The sequence below is a fragment of the Streptomyces sp. NPDC020597 genome (genome assembly GCF_044335095.1).
Taxonomy (GTDB): Bacteria; Actinomycetota; Actinomycetes; order Streptomycetales; family Streptomycetaceae; genus Streptomyces.
Genome location: NZ_JBIRUL010000022.1, coordinates 64,195 through 81,263, shown reverse-complemented (window position 1 = coordinate 81,263; position 17,069 = coordinate 64,195). Strand labels below are relative to the sequence as shown.

The following is a 17,069-nucleotide window of genomic DNA, read 5'->3' as shown; positions in this document are numbered from 1 at the left end:
GGGAATGGATCCCGCACATGCGAAGGACGAACAGCCCCGGTCTTCCGTCCCCCGGGGCGCCTCCCGTCCGTCCGGCGCCCGGCGCCCGGGCGTCCGCTTCCCCGATGCTCGTGGGGTCGAGGCCTATCTCCACCGTCTCGGCCTCGAGCTGCCGCTCCCGGCCCCGACCGCCGGCGTTCTCCGGGAGCTGCATCTGCGGCATCTGCGGGCCGTGCCGTTTGAGAACCTGTCGGTGCATCTCGGGCAGGAGATCGTGCTGGAGGAGAGGCTGCTGGTCGAGAAGATCGTCGAGGCGCGCAGGGGAGGGTTCTGTTACGAGCTGAACGGGGCGTTCGGGGCGCTGCTGAAGGCGCTGGGCTTCGAGGTCACCCTGCTGTCGGCGCGGGTGTACGGCGAGGAGGGCCGGCTCGGGATCCCGTACGACCATCTGGCGCTGCTGGTCGGGGCGGTGGACGGCGGGCAGTGGCTGGCCGACGTCGGGTTCGGGGCGCACAGCCACCACCCGCTCCGGTGGGGGCACGACGGCGAACAGGGCGACCCCGGTGGGACGTTCAGGATCGTCGCGGCCGCTCCGGACCCGGCCGAAGCGGAGGCAGGAGCCGTTCCGGAGGCCGGTTCGGAGGCGGCTGCGGAGGCCGGAGCGGGCGCGGCGGTGCGGGCGCGGGACGTGGACGTCGTGCGGGACGGAGCGCGGGTGTACCGGCTGGAGGTGCGGCCCCGGGTGCTGGGGGACTTCGCGGCGGGAGCGTGGTGGCACAGCACCTCACCGGAGTCGCACTTCACGCGGTCGCTGATCTGCTCGCGGCTCACCGAGGGGGGAGGGCGGATCACGCTCGGCGGACGCCGGTTCAAGACGACGTCCGCGGACGGAACGAGCATCGAGCGCGAACTGGAGGCCGACGACGAGGTGTTGGCGGTGTACCGCGAGCGGTTCGGGATCGAGCTGGAGCGGGTGCCGACGGTCCGCGCGCACAGCTGACCCCGGCCGGGTGGGCGTCGAGGGCGGGCACGCGGTGCACGGGCCGTGGGCGGGTGCCGGAAAATGGCGCCGTGAGCGATGTGAGACATGTGCTGGTGCTGCCGGACCGCGACGCGGCGGAGGAGGTGGCTCAGGCGCTCGGTGAGCGGTTCGGCGTCGGCGAGGAGCCGAGGATCGTCCGCGACGCCCTGGCCGGGGAGGACGACGCGGAGGACGCGCAGTGGCTCGTCCTGCTGCACGACGAGGCCGGACGGCTCGACGCGGCGGCGCTGGACGAGTTCGCGGCGGAGTGGGAGGGCTGGCGGGAGGAGCCCTGAGGTGCGTCGACCGCGTTGTCAGTGGCTCGTGGGATGCTTTCGGTGATGGCCAGGAAGACTGCGAACGACGACCCTCTCGCCCCGGTGACGCTGGCCGTGGGCCAGGAGGACCTGCTGCTCGACCGTGCCGTGCAGGAGGTGGTGGCCGCCGCCCGGTCCGCCGACGCCGACACGGACGTACGCGACCTGACTCCGGACCAGCTGCAGCCCGGCACGCTCGCCGAGCTGACCAGCCCGTCGCTCTTCGCGGAGCGCAAGGTCGTGGTCGTGCGCAACGCGCAGGACCTGTCCGCCGACACGGTCAAGGACGTCAAGGGGTACCTCGGGTCGCCCGCCGAGGAGATCACGCTCGTCCTGCTGCACGCGGGCGGTGCCAAGGGCAAGGCGCTGCTGGACGCCGCGCGCAAGGCAGGCGCCCGTGAGGTGGCCTGCCCGAAGATGACCAAGCCGGCGGATCGGCTGGCCTTCGTCAGACAGGAGTTCCGGGCGACCGGCAGATCGGCCACGCCCGAGGCCTGTCAGGCGCTGGTCGACGCCATCGGCAGCGATCTGCGGGAGCTGGCGTCGGCCGTGTCCCAGCTGGTGGCCGATGTCGAGGGCACCATCGACGAGGCCGTCGTCGGCCGGTACTACACCGGGCGGGCCGAGGCGTCGAGCTTCACCGTCGCCGACCGGGCGGTGGAGGGGCGGGCCGCCGAGGCGCTGGAGGCGCTGCGCTGGTCGCTGGCCACCGGCGTCGCGCCCGTGCTGATCACCAGTGCGCTCGCCCAGGGCGTGCGGGCCATCGGCAAGCTGTCCTCGGCGCGCGGCGGCCGTCCGGCCGACCTCGCGCGCGAGCTCGGCATGCCGCCCTGGAAGATCGACCGGGTACGGCAGCAGATGCGCGGCTGGACGCCGGACGGGGTGGCCCTCGCCCTGCGGGCGGTGGCCGAGGCGGACGCGGGAGTGAAGGGCGGCGGCGACGACGCCGAGTACGCCCTGGAGAAGGCCGTCGTGGCCATCGCGCGCGCGGCGCGGTCCGGGGGGCGCGGGTAACCGTCCCGCGCGTGCGTGTCTCGTGCCGGCCGAGTGCCCGACGTGATCGTCCTCGTGGTGACGCCTGGGGGCGGGATCGTCCCCGGCGGGATCCGCACGCCGTGAGCCGGACCGTGTGAGCCGGACCGCGTGATCCACACGCCGTGGATCCACACGCCGTGGATCCCCATGCCCTTGATCACCGTGCCCTTGATCCCGGCGCCGTGATCCAGTCGCCGTTCCCCTGCCCGGGAGGAGAATCGGACGTACCAGCCGCACATCGCCGGCGCATCGGAAAGGTGGCGATCGACATGGCTGAACACCCGCACGCGGCACTCGTCCGTCAGGGGTACGAGGCCTTCACCCGCGGAGACATGGACACCCTGCGCGGGCTGATGACGGGGGACTGTACGCATCACGTGCCCGGTTCCCATCCCCTTTCCGGGGACTTCAAGGGCCTCGACGCGATCACGGACATGTACGGCAGGCTCTTCTCGGAGACGGCCGGATCGATGCGCGTCGAGTTGCGCAACGTGATGGTCGACGGCCGTGGGCACGCCGTCTCCGTGCACCGTTTCACCGCCGACCGAGGCGGCAAGCACCTCGAGGAAGACGGGTGCATCGTCTTCCGGATCGTCGGCGACAAGATCACGGATCTCGACGAGTGCGTCTCGGACATCGACACGAGCAACGACTTCTGGTCGTGAGGACCAAGCCGAAGGCCCCGGCGCCCGCCCTGGGGAAGGGCAGAGCGCCGGGGCCTCCGGAAGAGCTGATCAAGCTGGTGAGCCCGTACCCGCGTGGCGAACGCAGGCCGCGTACAGGCTCGGGGGCGCCGGACGGGAGCGGATGAGAGGGCCCGCTGTGGTCCCTTCCGGCGATCAGATCAGTGAAGCGGTTCAGCCCTTGAGGGACTCGACCTTGGAAGCAAGCGCCGACTTCTTGTTGGCGGCCTGGTTCTTGTGGATGACGCCCTTGGAGACGGCCTTGTCGAGCTGACGCGCGGCAGCGCGCTGGTACTCGGTAGCCTTCTCGGCGTCACCCGCGGCAGCGGCCTCGCGGGCCTTGCGGATCGCGGTCTTCAGGGAGGACTTGACGGCCTTGTTGCGCAGTCGAGCCTTCTCGTTGGTCTTGTTCCGCTTGATCTGGGACTTGATGTTCGCCACGAATGAGCCTTTTCAGGTTCAGGCACGGAGCCGTAGGGGCTCGTACCAGGTGATTTCTTGAGTGTGTCTCGCGCTGAGAGGGCATGAGACACAGCTGCCCAGACTAGCAGTGGCTGCCGGGGTGGCCCAAACCGGTCTCCGGTCGCCACCCGTGGGACCATGGAGCCTACGTATCGATCCGACCCGAGGCACGAAGGCGCCTCAAGAGACAGGACCCTGCGTGCCCGCGACCCCTAACAACGCGCCCGAGCCGAGCCGTACCGACCCGGCTCTGATCCGCAACTTCTGCATCATCGCGCACATCGACCACGGCAAGTCCACGCTCGCCGACCGCATGCTCCAGCTGACCGGAGTCGTCGACCAGCGCCAGATGCGTGCTCAGTACCTCGACCGCATGGACATCGAGCGCGAGCGCGGCATCACGATCAAGTCCCAGGCCGTTCGCCTGCCCTGGGCCCCGACACAGGATCCGGGCAGCACCCACATCCTGAACATGATCGACACCCCGGGGCACGTGGACTTCACGTACGAGGTGTCCCGGTCGCTGGCCGCGTGCGAGGGCACCGTCCTCCTCGTCGACGCCGCCCAGGGCATCGAGGCCCAGACTCTCGCCAACCTCTACCTGGCGATGGAGAACGACCTCAAGATCATCCCGGTGCTGAACAAGATCGATCTGCCGGCCGCGCAGCCCGAGAAGTTCTCCGAGGAGCTCGCCAACCTCATCGGCTGCGACCCCGCGGACGTGCTCAAGGTCTCCGCCAAGACCGGTCTGGGGGTCGAGGCCCTGCTCGACCGGGTCGTCGCCGACGTCCCGGCCCCGATCGGCGTCCAGAACGCCCCCGCCCGCGCCATGATCTTCGACTCGGTCTACGACTCCTACCGCGGTGTCGTGACGTACGTGCGTGTCGTCGACGGCCAGCTCAACAAGCGTGAGCGGATCCGGATGATGTCGACCGGCGCCACGCACGAGCTGCTCGAGATCGGCGTCTCGGCGCCGGAGATGAAGGCTGCCGACGGCCTCGGCGTGGGCGAGGTCGGCTATCTGATCACCGGCGTGAAGGACGTCCGCCAGTCCAAGGTCGGTGACACCATCACCACCTTGAGCAAGGGCGCGACCGAGGCCCTCGGCGGGTACAAGGACCCCAAGCCGATGGTGTTCTCGGGCCTGTACCCCCTCGACGGCTCGGACTACCCGGAGCTGCGCGACGCGCTCGACAAGCTCCAGCTCAACGACGCCGCGCTCGTCTACGAGCCGGAGACCTCCGCCGCCCTCGGCTTCGGCTTCCGCGTCGGCTTCCTCGGCCTGCTGCACCTCGACGTGATCCGTGAGCGGCTGGAGCGCGAGTTCGGGCTCGACCTCATCGCCACCGCGCCCAACGTGGTCTACCGCGTGGTGATGGAGGACGGCAGCGAGCACACCGTCACCAACCCGAGCGAGTTCCCCGAGGGGAAGATCAGCGACGTCTACGAGCCCGTCGTACGCGCCACGATCCTCGCGCCCTCCGAGTTCATCGGGTCGATCATGGAGCTGTGCCAGACCCGGCGCGGCACCCTGCTCGGCATGGACTACCTCTCCGAGGACCGGGTCGAGATCCGCTACACGCTCCCGCTCGCGGAGATCGTCTTCGACTTCTTCGACCAGCTGAAGTCCAAGACGCGCGGTTACGCGTCGCTGGACTACGAGCCCACCGGTGAGCAGGCCTCCAGCCTGGTCAAGGTGGACATCCTGCTGCACGGCGACAAGGTGGACGCCTTCTCGGCGGTCACCCACAAGGACGCCGCGTACGCCTACGGCGTGCGGCTCGTCGCCAAGCTGCGCGAGCTCATCCCGCGGCAGGCTTTCGAGGTGCCGATCCAGGCGGCCGTCGGCTCCCGGGTCATCGCCCGCGAGACCATCCGCGCCATCCGCAAGGACGTCCTCGCCAAGTGCTACGGCGGCGACATCTCCCGTAAGCGCAAGCTGCTGGAGAAGCAGAAGGAAGGCAAGAAGCGGATGAAGATGGTGGGTTCCGTGGAGGTTCCGCAGGAGGCCTTCATCGCCGTTCTGAGCAGCGACGACAGCGCGGGATCCGGCAAGGGGAAGAAGTAACCGAGCCGAAGCCCGGGATCCCGGGCGGGAAAAGGGCCTGTCGTGCTGTCGCGCGGCGGGCCCTTTGGCTGTACTCAGGAGAAAGTGACCGCCCGGAGCCCCTTACGCGCTGGCCAGTCGCCCTTTACTCTGATGCCTGCTCGGTAGTTACTCATGAGTTAAACAACAGCCGCCGTCCGGTGCAGCGGTCGTCCGGCACAGCCGTCGACCCGTTGCAGCCGTCGTCCAGTACAGCCGTCGTCAACAGAGCCGCCGTCAACAGCAGCCGCGCGTCGAACGACGCCGCAACGAGCCAGCCGCACCGTCGCGGGCCCCGGAGGATGTCGTGAGCGACACACAGACACTGATCGAGAACCGTCCGCCGTCGGTCGCGGGCCTCTTCCTGGAGCGCGTGGCGGCCACGCCCGACGGGGAGGCGTACCGGCATCCGGTGCCCGCCGCGTCCGGTGAGGGCCCCGACGCCTGGAAGACGCTGAGCTGGGCGCAGGCCGCCGAGCGGGTCTACGCGATCGCGGCCGGCCTCATCGAACTCGGCGTGCAGCCCGAGCAGCGCGTCGCACTCGCCTGCTCCACGCGCCTCGAGTGGATCCTCGCCGACCTGGGCATCATGTGCGCCGGCGCCGCCACGACCACCGTCTACCCGCAGACCAACGCCGAGGAGTCGGCGTTCATCCTCTCGGACTCCGAGAGCCGGGTGCTGATCGCCGAGGACGCGGCCCAGCTCGCCAAGGCGGTCGAGAAGCGCGCAGAGCTGCCCGACCTCACCCATGTGGTCGTGATCGACCCGGCCGGCGTGGAGACCGCCGACTGGATCCTCACCCTGGACGAGCTGGAGAAGCGCGGCGCGGCCCGGCTGGAGAAGGAGGCCGGCCTGATCAAGGAGCGGGTCGCCGCGATCACCTCCGACCAGCTCGCCACCCTCATCTACACCTCCGGCACCACCGGCCGTCCCAAGGGCGTGCGTCTGCCGCACGACAACTGGTCGTACATGGCGAAGGCGATCGCGGCGACCGGCCTGGTCGGCCCCGACGACGTGCAGTACCTGTGGCTGCCGCTCGCGCACGTCTTCGGCAAGGTGCTCACTTCCGGCCAGATCGAGGTCGGACACGTCACCGCCGTCGACGGCCGCGTCGACAAGATCATCGAGAATCTGCCGGTCGTCCGGCCGACGTACATGGCCGCCGTGCCGCGCATCTTCGAGAAGGTCTACAACGGCGTCGCCGCCAAGGCCCGTGCGGGCGGCGGGGCCAAGTACAAGATCTTCCAGTGGGCCGCCGGGGTCTCCCGCGAGTACGCCAAGGCAGCCCAGGACAACTTCCGGCGCACCGGCAGCGCGTCCGTCCCGTTCGGGCTCGGCGCCCGGCACAAGGTCGCCGACGCGCTCGTCTTCGCCAAGATCCGCGAGGCCTTCGGCGGCAACCTGCGCGCCTGTGTCTCCGGGTCGGCGGCCCTCGCACCCGAGATCGGCTACTTCTTCGCCGGCGCCGGCATCCACATCCTCGAGGGGTACGGCCTGACGGAGTCCTCCGCCGCCTCCTTCGTGAACCCCGGCGAGGCCTACCGCACGGGCACGGTCGGCAAGCCGCTGCCCGGCACCGAGGTGCGCATCGCCGACGACGGCGAGATCCTGCTGCGCGGCCCCGGCATCATGGAGGGCTACCACGGGCTGCCCGAGAAGACCGCAGAGGTGCTCGAGGCGGACGGCTGGTTCCACACCGGCGACATCGGCGAGCTGTCGCCCGACGGGTACCTGCGGATCACCGACCGCAAGAAGGACCTCATCAAGACGTCCGGCGGCAAGTACATCGCGCCCGCCGAGGTCGAGGGCCAGTTCAAGGCGGTCTGCCCGTACGTCTCCAACATCCTCGTGCACGGCGCCGACCGGAACTTCTGCACCGCGCTCATCGCCCTCGACGAACCGTCCCTCCTGGACTGGGCGAAGGACAACGGGCTGGCCGGCAAGCCGTACGCGGAGGTCGTGGCCGCGCCCGCCACCGTGGAGCTCATCGACGGTTACGTCAAGCAGCTCAACGAGGGCCTCCAGCGCTGGCAGACGATCAAGAAATTCCGGCTGCTGCCCCGTGACCTGGACGTCGAGCACGGTGAGATCACGCCGAGCCTGAAGCTCAAGCGCCCGGTCGTGGAACGGGAGTACAAGCACCTCATCGAGGAGATGTACGCCGGATCGCGCGAGGCGTGACCGGCGCCATGTGAGCGGCGCGGCCGCACCGGCGTGTCCGCGCCCGCCCAGCGGGGCGTGACCGGCGGGGCGCAGGGGCGAGTGCCGGCGCCCAAGAGGAGGGGCGGACTCCGGATGCTCGGATTCCGCCCCTCAACCGTGCGTCAACGGGCACAGACGTGCCTTTGCATAGCACGCTTCTCGCCCTGGACGGCCCACTTCGGTGACCCAGTGCTCATGGACGGACCCGGTCTGTCACGCTGATGGCGTCCGTACTGTCCGGGGAGCCGCGCATGGGTGCCATTCCGACGCAACGGGAGACCTTCTCCCGGGCCGGAGGCGCGCCCGCGCGCGCGGGTGGGCTCCCGCAGGCGCGCGCGATCCTGGCCGGCAGCTCCCTCGCCCCCGGTGCCGCCCGCGACCTGGTCCGCGCCGCGCTGTCGGAGTGGGCGGGCACCGGCCTGCCCGGCGCGGTGAAGCTCCGTGAGCGCCTCGCCGAGGACGTGATACTCGTCGTCAGCGAGCTCGTCACGAACGCCGTGGTGCACGCCGGCACCGAGGTCGAGCTGGTGTGCCGGCTGGACGCGGAACCCGGTCATCCCGACGGCGCTCTCGCGGTGGTCGTGGAGGTCTGTGACCGGCACCCCTCCCGCACCCCGCGCGACCACGCCCCCGACCCGCCCCGGGGCACGCCGGAGCACGGCCGTGGCCTGCGCCTGGTCGCGACGCTGGCGGACGCCTGGGGCGTGACGTACCGCAGGGGGGCGAAGACGGTCTGGGCGCGGCTGCTGTCGAGCGCCGAGCCGGCCGAGCCTGGTTCCGCCGGCGGCGGGACGGTCCCGGCGGCCGAGCGGGCGGGCGAGGGGGCGGGCCGGCCGCGCCACGGGGTGGGCTGCACCGCCGGGGCCCGCGCCGCCGGCCCCGTGCGGGGCGAGGCCCAGAGCATCGGTCACAGCCCCGACCTCGACCCCGACTTCGATTCCGACCTCGACCCCGATGTCGACCCGGACCTCGACCCCGATTTCGACCCCGGCTTCGATTCCGACTTCAACTCCGGCTTCGCCCTGGACCACGGCTGCGGACACGGACACGGACACGGACACGGGCACGACGATTTCACCGGTCTCCTCGACGCCCTCGCCCCCGAACCGGAAACGAACGGCCGGGGCGACCCGGACTGGCTCGACCGCGGCGCCCTCTCCTTCCTCGCCGAGGCGTCCGACCTGCTCGCCGGCCAGCTCGACGAGGACCTGGTCGCCGCTCTCACCGGGCAGCTGCTGGTGCCGCGGCTCGCCGACTGGTGCGCGGTGTGGCTGGAGGACGAGGTCAGCGGCCGCGGCGACTGGGCCGGCGGCCCGGGACCGCGGCTGGCCCGGGTCTGGCACGGCAGCGAGAACCGCATCGAGGAGCTGCGTCACGCCCTGGAGAAGGATCCGCCGTGCCCGCCCGACGGCGGTCCCCGCTCGGGGCCGGAGCCCTATCCCTGGCCCGCGTCGGCCCTCGGTCCGCACGGCGCCGCCCTCGCCTACCGGCTGATCGCCGGCGGCCGGCCCCTGGGCACCCTGGTCCTCGGGCGGGCCGGACCGGGCGTCTTCCCCGACGAGGTCACCGGGCTCGTGGAGGATCTCGGCCGCCGGGTGGCGCTGGCCATCGGCGCGGCCCGTCAGTACGCCCGGCAGGCCACCATCAGCGCCGTCCTGCAGCGTGGGCTGCTGCCCGGCGCGGTCGCCGAGATCCCCGGCGTGTGCAGCGCCCTCGTGTACGAGCCGCGCGAGCAGGGCGGGCCCAGCGGTGACTTCTACGACCTGTTCCCGGCGGGCGACGGCCGCTGGTGCTTCGCCGTGGGGGACGTCCAGGGAAAGGGCCCGGAAGCGGCCGTCGTCATCGGCCTGGCCCGGCCCTGGCTGCGGCTGCTGGCCCGCGAGGGCTACGGCGTCGCCGACGTCCTGGACCGCCTCAACCAGCTCCTGCTCGACGACGCGACCGAGGCCGCCGACGCCGCCGCCCGCGCCTTCGTCGGCCCGGCCGGCCCCGCGGACGGCCCGCAGACCCGCTTCCTGTCGCTCCTGTACGGCGAGCTGGCCCCTTTCGAGGGCGGCGTCCGCTGCACCCTCGCCTCGGCCGGGCACCCGCTGCCGCTGCTGCTCGCGCCGGACGGCGCGGTCGCCACGGCCGGACGCCCGCAGACCCTGCTCGGGGTCGTCGAGGACGTCGTCTACACCTGCGACTCCCTGGAACTGCGTCCCGGCGACAGTCTGCTGTGCGTCACCGACGGCGTGACGGAGCGGCGCTCGGGCACGCGCCAGTTCGACGACGAGGACGGTCTCGCGACGGCGCTGGCGGGCTGCGCAGGACTGGACGCGGAGCTGATCGCGGAGCGGATCCGGCACCTGGTCCACGAGTTCGGCGAGGAGCCGCCGGACGACGACCTCGCGCTGCTGGTGCTGCAGGCGCAGTAGGCGCAGTAGGCGCGGGGTGCTCACACCGGACGGCCCGGCCGAGTCGGCGAAGGCGCGGGCGGCGGCGTCGGCTGTGGTGCGTCGGCGGTGGTGCGTCGGCGGTGGCGCCCTGAAGGACAGGGGCCGTGCGGCGAGGGTCGCGGCCCGGGCGCACCTGCGCATGTATGGTCCCGTTTTGTGCCGAAGGCGACGAATGCCGTAGATGACACGCCCACCCGCCGGAGCGTCCTGATGGCCGGCGCGGGAATCGGGCTGACCGCGACCGCATGCACCCGCGAGGCCGGTCCGCCGGCGGGCGCGCCCGGGCCCGGGGCCCACGCGGCGCGCCGCCGCCAGGCCGGGGTGACCACCCCGCAACAGGCCACCGCGCTGGTCATGGCGTACGACCTCGATCCCGCCCTGCGCGGTACGGCGGGCGCACGGGAGCTGAAGGCGGTGCTCGCCAGGTGGACCCGCGCCCTTGCGGACACCCAGGAGGCCGGCGGCGACGGCGGGACCCGGGAGGCCGGCGGCGGCAGCGGGGCCCGTCTCACCGCCACGCTCGGCATCGGCCCCGGGCTGCCCGACCGTCTCGGCCTGCGCGCCCCCGACGCCCTGCGCGAGCTGCCCTCCTTCCCCGGCGACCGGCTCGACCCCGCCCGTTGCGGCGGCGACGTGCTGGTGCAGCTGTGCGCCGACTCGGCCGACGCCACCGAGGCGACCGCGGCCACCCTGACCCGGCTGGCGGGGGACGCGCTGGGCCCGCGCTGGCGGCAGGCGGGCTTTCTGCCGCCCTCGGACGGCGGCGGCGCCCCGCGCGACCTGTTCGGGTTCAGGAACGGCAGCGCCAACCCGACCGCCGAGGAGTGCGAGCGCTGGGTGTGGTCGGGCGACGCGACCTACCTCGTCGTGCGGCGCGTCCACCTGCGCGTGGAGGACTTCGCGCGGCTCGCCGTGCCCCGCCAGGAGGAGATCGTCGGCCGTCGCCGCGCGACCGGCGCCCCGCTCGACGGCGGATCCGAGCACGACGAGGTCGACCCGCTCGCCAAGGACCCGCAGGGCCGGTACACCACGCCGCCGCGTTCGCACGTGCGCGCCGTGAGCCCCCGCCTCGACGACGGCGCCCGGATGCTGCGCCGCAGCTACTCCTATGCCGACGGCCCCACCGACCAGGGCCTGCTGTTCCTCGCCTTCATGCGGGACCCGGCGCTGTTCGCCCGGGTCCAGCGCCGCATGGCCGCACAGGACGACCTGGCCGCGTTCATCCAGGCGCGGGGCTCGGCGGTGGCATACGTTCTGCCGGGCGCCGGTCCGGGACGCCCGCTGGGGGCGGAGCTGCTGGCCTGAGAGCGGCCCCGGTCGCGGCCGGAGCGGCCCAGGTCACGGCTGAGCCGTTCACGGCCCCGGGCCCGCGGCGTGGTTCACGGCCCCGGGCCCGCGGCGTGGTTCACGGCCCCGGGTCCGCGCCGACGAGAGGCGGCGCGGGCGTGCGGGACAATGGGCCGTATGCCTTCCGCACTCCCCGACGGTGAGCCGGTTCCCGGCGACGGCGCGCTCCCGGCGTCCGCGCTCGCCGGCGCCGCCGACCGCCCCCTCGGGTTCTATCTGCACGTTCCGTACTGCGCGACCCGCTGCGGGTACTGCGACTTCAACACCTACACCGCGACCGAGCTGCGCGGCACCGGCGGGGTCCTCGCCTCCCGAGACAACTACGCCGACACCCTGATCGACGAGATCAGGCTGGCCCGCAAGGTCCTCGGCGACGATCCGCGCGAGGTCCGCACGGTCTTCGTCGGTGGCGGCACGCCGACCCTGCTGGCCGCCGCCGACCTGGTGCGGATGCTGGGCGCGGTGCGCGACGAGTTCGGCCTCGCGGCGGACGCCGAGGTGACGACGGAGGCCAATCCGGAGTCCGTCGACCCCGCCTATCTGACGGCCCTGCGCGAGGGCGGCTTCAACCGGGTCTCGTTCGGCATGCAGAGCGCGCGGCAGCACGTGCTGAAGGTCCTCGACCGCACGCACACCCCCGGCCGCCCCGAGCGGTGCGTGGCGGAGGCGCGCGCGGCGGGCTTCGACCACGTCAACCTGGACCTGATCTACGGCACCCCGGGAGAGTCGGACGACGACTGGCGGGCCTCGCTGGACGCGGCCCTGGGCGCCGGACCCGATCACGTCAGCGCGTACGCCCTGATCGTCGAGGAGGGCACGCAGCTGGCCCGCCGCATCCGCCGCGGCGAGGTCCCGATGACCGACGACGACGTGCACGCCGACCGCTATCTGATCGCGGACGAGGTGATGTCGGCGGCCGGCTACGACTGGTACGAGGTCTCCAACTGGGCCGTCTCGCCTGCGGCGCGCTGTCTGCACAACGAGCTGTACTGGCGCGGCGCCGACTGGTGGGGCGCCGGGCCGGGCGCCCACTCGCACGTCGGCGGGGTGCGCTGGTGGAACGTCAAGCATCCGGGGGCGTACGCGGCGGCACTGGCGGCGGGCCGCTCGCCGGGTGCGGGCCGGGAGCTGCTGTCCGACGAGGACCGCAGGGTGGAGCGGGTCCTGCTGGAGCTGCGGCTGCGCGAGGGCGTGCCGCTGGACCTGCTGCGGCCGGCGGGATTCACGGCCTCCCGCCGGGCGCTGGGCGAAGGTCTGCTGGAGAAGGGACCGTACGACGAGGGGCGCGCGGTGCTCACGCTGCGCGGCCGGCTGCTGGCGGACGCCGTGGTGCGGGATCTGGTGGACTGATCCCCCGGGCCGTGAAGCCTGGGGCTCGGACCGTGCCGTGAAGCCGGGCTCGGACCGGGCCGTGGTCCGCGCTCGGACCGGACCGTGATCTGGCCTCGGACCGGACCGGGCCGTGAATCGGGGAGCGGACCGGCGCGGACCAGGGCGTGCGCCCCGCTTCCGTGCGTGCGCCCCTCCGCGGACGGCGGCGCCGTGCGGGCGGGCGTCGGGCCCGCCTCAGGCCCCGCCGTCCGTGACGAAGTCGATCAGTTCCTCCACGCGGCCCAGCAGCTCCGGCTCCAGGTCCTTGTAGGAGCCGACCCGCTTGAGGATGGCCTGCCACACCGCCCCGGTGTTCTCCGACGGCCAGCCCAGCGCCCGGCACACGCCCGTCTTCCAGTCCTGACCGTGCGGGACCCGCGGCCATGCCGCGATGCCGAGGGACGCCGGTTTCACGGCCTCCCAGATGTCGATGTACGGGTGGCCGACGACCAGCGCGTGCTCGCTGGTCACCGACTGCGCGATGCGCCACTCCTTCGTGCCGGGCACCAGGTGGTCCACCAGGACGCCCAGCTTCGCGTCCGGGCCGGGGCCGAACGCGGCGACGATCGACGGCAGGTCGTCCACCCCCTCCAGGTACTCCACGACCACGCCCTCGACGCGCAGGTCGTCGCCCCACACCTTCTCGACCAGCTCGGCGTCGTGCCGGCCCTCGACGTAGATGCGGCCGGCGCGGGCGACGCGCGCGCGGGCGCCCGGCACGGCGACCGAACCCGAGGCGGTGCGGACGGGACGCGCGGGGCCCGCTGCGGGTCTCACCAGGGTCACCGCCCTGCCCTCGAGCAGGAAGCCGCGCGGCTCCAGGGGGAAGACCCGGTGCTTGCCGAAGCGGTCCTCCAGCGTCACCGTGCCGGCCTCGCAGCGGATCACCGCACCGCAGAAGCCGGTGCCGGGCTCCTCCACCACCAGGCCGGGCTCCGCCGCGACCTCGGGGACCGGCGTCGGCTTCTTCCAGGGAGGGGTCAGGTCGGCGGAGTACTGGCGCATTCGGATGACGATAGGAGAATCCGTGAGGGGGGCTTACGGCGACACGCCGAACCGCTTCGCGAGCGCGTCCCGCTGGGCCCGCACGAACGCCGCGTCCACCACGGCCCCGTGACCGGGCACGTACCGCGCGTCCTCACCGCCGAGGTCGAGGAGCCGGTCCAGGGCTGCCGGCCAGCGCGACGGCACGGCGTCCGGGCCGGCCTGCGGATCGCCGGACTCCTCGACCAGGTCGCCGCAGAAGACCGTCTCGGGCTCGCCGGCCGCCGCACCCGGTACGAGGACGGCCAGGTCGTGGGCGGAGTGGGCGGGGCCCACGTTCGCCAGCAGGACCTGCCGGCCGGCGCCCAGGTCGAGCGTCCACTCCCCGGAGACGAAGTGGCGGGGCCGCACGAGCGTGTCCGCCGCCTCCGTGGCCGCGGCCTCGTCGACACCCTGCCGGACCGCGTCCGACCGCAGCTCTTCGGCCGGCACGGAGTCGATGCCCACCGCCCCGAACACCTCGGCGCCGGCGAACGCCGCCGCACCCAGCACATGGTCGAAATGGGGGTGGGTCAGCGCGAGATGGGTCACACGGCCGCCGGCGAGCTGCTCGGCCTGCGCCCGCAGCAGCGCCCCCTCCGCCAGCGTCGACCCGGCGTCGATCACCAGCGCCGTGCCCGTGCCGACGACCAGCCCCACGGTGCAGTCCCAGCCCGGCAGCCGGCACCGGCCCACCCCCGCCGCGACCCGCTCCCATCCCAGCTCTTCCCAAGTCATCGTCATACCGCGACGCTAACTGCAGGGCGCCGGTGCCGGGGCCGACCTTGCCCCGGGTGTACCCCACAGCCGTACACTGGCCGGGAAACGCTGGCACTCGAATGTGAAGAGTGCCAAACGCGAGGGCCCAGGGGACTGGGGGACGAGATTCTGGAGGTGTGCGCGCGATGCTGAGTGAACGCAGGCTCCAGGTGCTGCGCGCCATCGTCCAGGACTACGTCGGCACCGAGGAGCCCGTGGGGTCCAAGGCGCTCACCGAGCGGCACAACCTCGGCGTCTCCCCGGCGACGGTCCGCAACGACATGGCCGCCTTGGAGGACGAGGGGTACATCGCCCAGCCGCACACCAGTGCCGGGCGGATCCCCACCGACAAGGGCTACCGGCTGTTCGTCGACAAACTGGCCGGCGTCAAGCCGATGACCGGCCCCGAGCGGCGCGCCATCCAGAACTTCCTGGACGGCGCGGTCGACCTCGACGACGTCGTGGCGCGGACGGTACGGCTGCTCGCGCAGCTCACCCGGCAGGTCGCCGTCGTGCAGTACCCGTCCCTGACCCGTTCGACCGTGCGGCACGTGGAGCTCCTCTCGCTCGCGCCCGCACGCCTGATGCTGGTGCTGATCACGGACACCGGGCGGGTCGAGCAGCGGCTGGTGGACTGCCCGGCGCCGTTCGGGGAGTCCTCGCTGGCGGATCTGCGCGCGCGGCTCAACAGCCGGGTGGCGGGCCGCCGCTTCAGCGACGTGCCGCGGCTGGTGGAGGACCTGCCGGACGCCTTCGAGGCGGAGGACCGCGGCACGGTCTCGACGGTGCTCTCCACGCTGCTGGAGACGCTCGTCGAGGAGAACGAGGAGCGGCTGATGATCGGCGGAACCGCAAATCTCACCCGCTTCGGACATGACTTTCCCCTCACCATCCGGCCCGTCCTGGAGGCCCTCGAGGAGCAGGTCGTGCTCCTCAAGCTCCTTGGCGAGGCGGGGGATTCGGGCATGACCGTACGCATCGGTCACGAGAACGCCTACGAGGGACTCAACTCCACTTCCGTGGTGTCGGTCGGCTACGGTTCGGGCGGCGAGGCAGTCGCCAAACTCGGCGTGGTCGGACCGACCCGCATGGATTACCCGGGAACGATGGGAGCGGTACGAGCGGTGGCACGGTACGTCGGACAGATCCTGGCGGAGTCGTAAGTGGCCACGGACTACTACGCCGTCCTCGGCGTGCGCCGCGACGCGTCGCAGGAAGAGATCAAGAAGGCCTTCCGGAGGCTCGCGCGCGAGCTGCACCCGGACGTCAACCCGGATCCGAAGACCCAGGAGCGGTTCAAGGAGATCAACGCCGCCTACGAGGTGTTGTCGGACCCGCAGAAGAAGCAGGTCTACGACCTCGGCGGCGATCCGCTGTCCCAGGCGGGCGGCGGTGGCGCCGGCGGTTTCGGGGCGGGTGGCTTCGGCAACTTCTCCGACATCATGGACGCGTTCTTCGGCACGGCGTCGCAGCGCGGGCCCCGCTCGCGCACCCGGCGCGGCCAGGACGCGATGATCCGGCTGGAGATCGACCTCGAGGAGGCGGCCTTCGGCACCACGAAGGACCTCCAGGTCGACACGGCGATCGTCTGCACGACGTGCAGCGGTGAGGGCGCCGCCCCCGGCACCAGCGCCCAGACGTGTGACATGTGCCGCGGTCGCGGCGAGGTGTCGCAGGTGACGCGGTCCTTCCTGGGCCAGGTCATGACGTCGCGGCCGTGCCCCCAGTGCCAGGGCTTCGGCACCGTCGTGCCGACCCCCTGCCCGGAGTGCGCGGGCGACGGGCGCGTGCGCTCGCGCCGCACCCTGACGGTGAAGATCCCGGCCGGCGTCGACAACGGCACCCGGATCCAGCTCGCGGGCGAGGGCGAGGTCGGCCCCGGCGGCGGCCCCGCCGGCGACCTGTACGTGGAGATCCACGAGCTGCCGCACGCGCAGTTCCAGCGGCGCGGCGACGACCTGCACTGCACGGTGACCCTGCCGATGACGGCGGCGGCCCTGGGCACGAAGGTGCCCCTGGAGACGCTGGACGGCCTGGAGGAGGTCGACATCCGGCCCGGCACCCAGTCCGGCCAGTCGATCCCGTTGCACAGCCGGGGCGTCACGCATCTGCGCGGCGGCGGGCGTGGCGACCTCATCGTGCACGTGGAGGTGCAGACCCCCACGAAGCTGGACCCCGAGCAGGAGCGGCTGCTGCGGGAGCTGGCGAAGCTGCGGGGCGAGGAGCGGCCCACGGGGCAGTTCCAGCCCGGCCAGCAGGGACTGTTCTCGCGGCTGAAGGACGCGTTCAACGGACGGTGACGGCGTGGGGTGCGGCGGGCTGTCCTTCTCCCCCCGCCGCCCCTT

At 72.5% G+C, this 17,069-nt stretch carries 14 protein-coding genes; 11 read left to right on the top strand and 3 right to left on the bottom strand.

Going from position 1 to position 17,069, the window contains the following annotated elements:
• Positions 1-4 precede the first annotated feature (4 nt).
• The 4 genes from ACH4ZA_RS29970 (at position 5) to ACH4ZA_RS29955 (ending at position 3,017) form a co-directional block, all read left to right on the top strand.
• Positions 5-979, top strand: coding sequence for an arylamine N-acetyltransferase (locus ACH4ZA_RS29970; protein WP_398432473.1), 975 nt, complete (start codon positions 5-7; stop codon positions 977-979).
• Between the two features lie 71 nt (positions 980-1,050).
• Positions 1,051-1,296, top strand: a complete 246-nt coding sequence (locus tag ACH4ZA_RS29965) for a hypothetical protein (protein WP_319281728.1) — start codon at positions 1,051-1,053, stop codon at positions 1,294-1,296.
• A 45-nt stretch (positions 1,297-1,341) separates the two neighbouring features.
• Complete coding sequence (gene holA, locus ACH4ZA_RS29960; protein WP_398432472.1) at positions 1,342-2,331, top strand: DNA polymerase III subunit delta; 990 nt, start codon at positions 1,342-1,344, stop codon at positions 2,329-2,331.
• 290 nt (positions 2,332-2,621) lie between these two features.
• On the top strand, positions 2,622-3,017 hold the full coding sequence (locus ACH4ZA_RS29955) for a nuclear transport factor 2 family protein (RefSeq protein WP_319281724.1): 396 nt from the start codon (positions 2,622-2,624) through the stop codon (positions 3,015-3,017).
• 192 nt (positions 3,018-3,209) lie between these two features.
• Here ACH4ZA_RS29955 and rpsT read toward each other — a convergent pair whose 3' ends face one another.
• Entirely contained in the window at positions 3,210-3,476 is a 267-nt protein-coding gene (gene rpsT / locus ACH4ZA_RS29950; RefSeq protein ID WP_057574704.1) for a 30S ribosomal protein S20, read from the bottom strand.
• A 220-nt stretch (positions 3,477-3,696) separates the two neighbouring features.
• Here rpsT and lepA point away from each other — a divergent pair, with 220 nt between their 5' ends.
• The 5 genes from lepA (at position 3,697) to hemW (ending at position 12,921) form a co-directional block, all read left to right on the top strand.
• A complete protein-coding gene (gene lepA / locus ACH4ZA_RS29945; protein ID WP_398432471.1) occupies positions 3,697-5,565 on the top strand; it encodes a translation elongation factor 4 in 1,869 nt (622 codons plus the stop codon).
• Between the two features lie 325 nt (positions 5,566-5,890).
• Complete coding sequence (locus ACH4ZA_RS29940; RefSeq protein ID WP_319281721.1) at positions 5,891-7,765, top strand: AMP-dependent synthetase/ligase; 1,875 nt, start codon at positions 5,891-5,893, stop codon at positions 7,763-7,765.
• A gap of 272 nt (positions 7,766-8,037) precedes the next feature.
• Positions 8,038-10,203 (top strand): SpoIIE family protein phosphatase, encoded by a 2,166-nt coding sequence (locus ACH4ZA_RS29935; protein ID WP_398432470.1) that lies wholly within the window; start codon positions 8,038-8,040, stop codon positions 10,201-10,203.
• A gap of 231 nt (positions 10,204-10,434) precedes the next feature.
• Positions 10,435-11,529, top strand: coding sequence for a Dyp-type peroxidase (locus ACH4ZA_RS29930; RefSeq protein WP_398432469.1), 1,095 nt, complete (start codon positions 10,435-10,437; stop codon positions 11,527-11,529).
• A 159-nt stretch (positions 11,530-11,688) separates the two neighbouring features.
• Positions 11,689-12,921, top strand: coding sequence for a radical SAM family heme chaperone HemW (gene hemW / locus ACH4ZA_RS29925; protein WP_398432468.1), 1,233 nt, complete (start codon positions 11,689-11,691; stop codon positions 12,919-12,921).
• Positions 12,922-13,137: 216 nt separating this feature from the next.
• On the opposite strand, the gene ACH4ZA_RS29920 is transcribed toward hemW, so the two are convergent.
• A complete protein-coding gene (locus tag ACH4ZA_RS29920) occupies positions 13,138-13,947 on the bottom strand; it encodes a DUF3097 domain-containing protein (RefSeq protein ID WP_398432467.1) in 810 nt (269 codons plus the stop codon).
• Between the two features lie 33 nt (positions 13,948-13,980).
• The gene (locus tag ACH4ZA_RS29915) at positions 13,981-14,709 is read right to left on the bottom strand and encodes an MBL fold metallo-hydrolase (protein WP_319281712.1); all 729 of its coding nucleotides are present in this window, start codon (positions 14,707-14,709) and stop codon (positions 13,981-13,983) included.
• Between the two features lie 161 nt (positions 14,710-14,870).
• On the opposite strand from ACH4ZA_RS29915, the gene hrcA reads away from it, so the two are divergent.
• Together hrcA and dnaJ are read left to right on the top strand one after the other, a co-directional pair.
• Positions 14,871-15,887, top strand: a complete 1,017-nt coding sequence (gene hrcA, locus ACH4ZA_RS29910) for a heat-inducible transcriptional repressor HrcA (protein ID WP_319281710.1) — start codon at positions 14,871-14,873, stop codon at positions 15,885-15,887.
• A complete protein-coding gene (gene dnaJ, locus ACH4ZA_RS29905) occupies positions 15,888-17,024 on the top strand; it encodes a molecular chaperone DnaJ (protein ID WP_319281708.1) in 1,137 nt (378 codons plus the stop codon).
• Positions 17,025-17,069 lie beyond the last annotated feature (45 nt).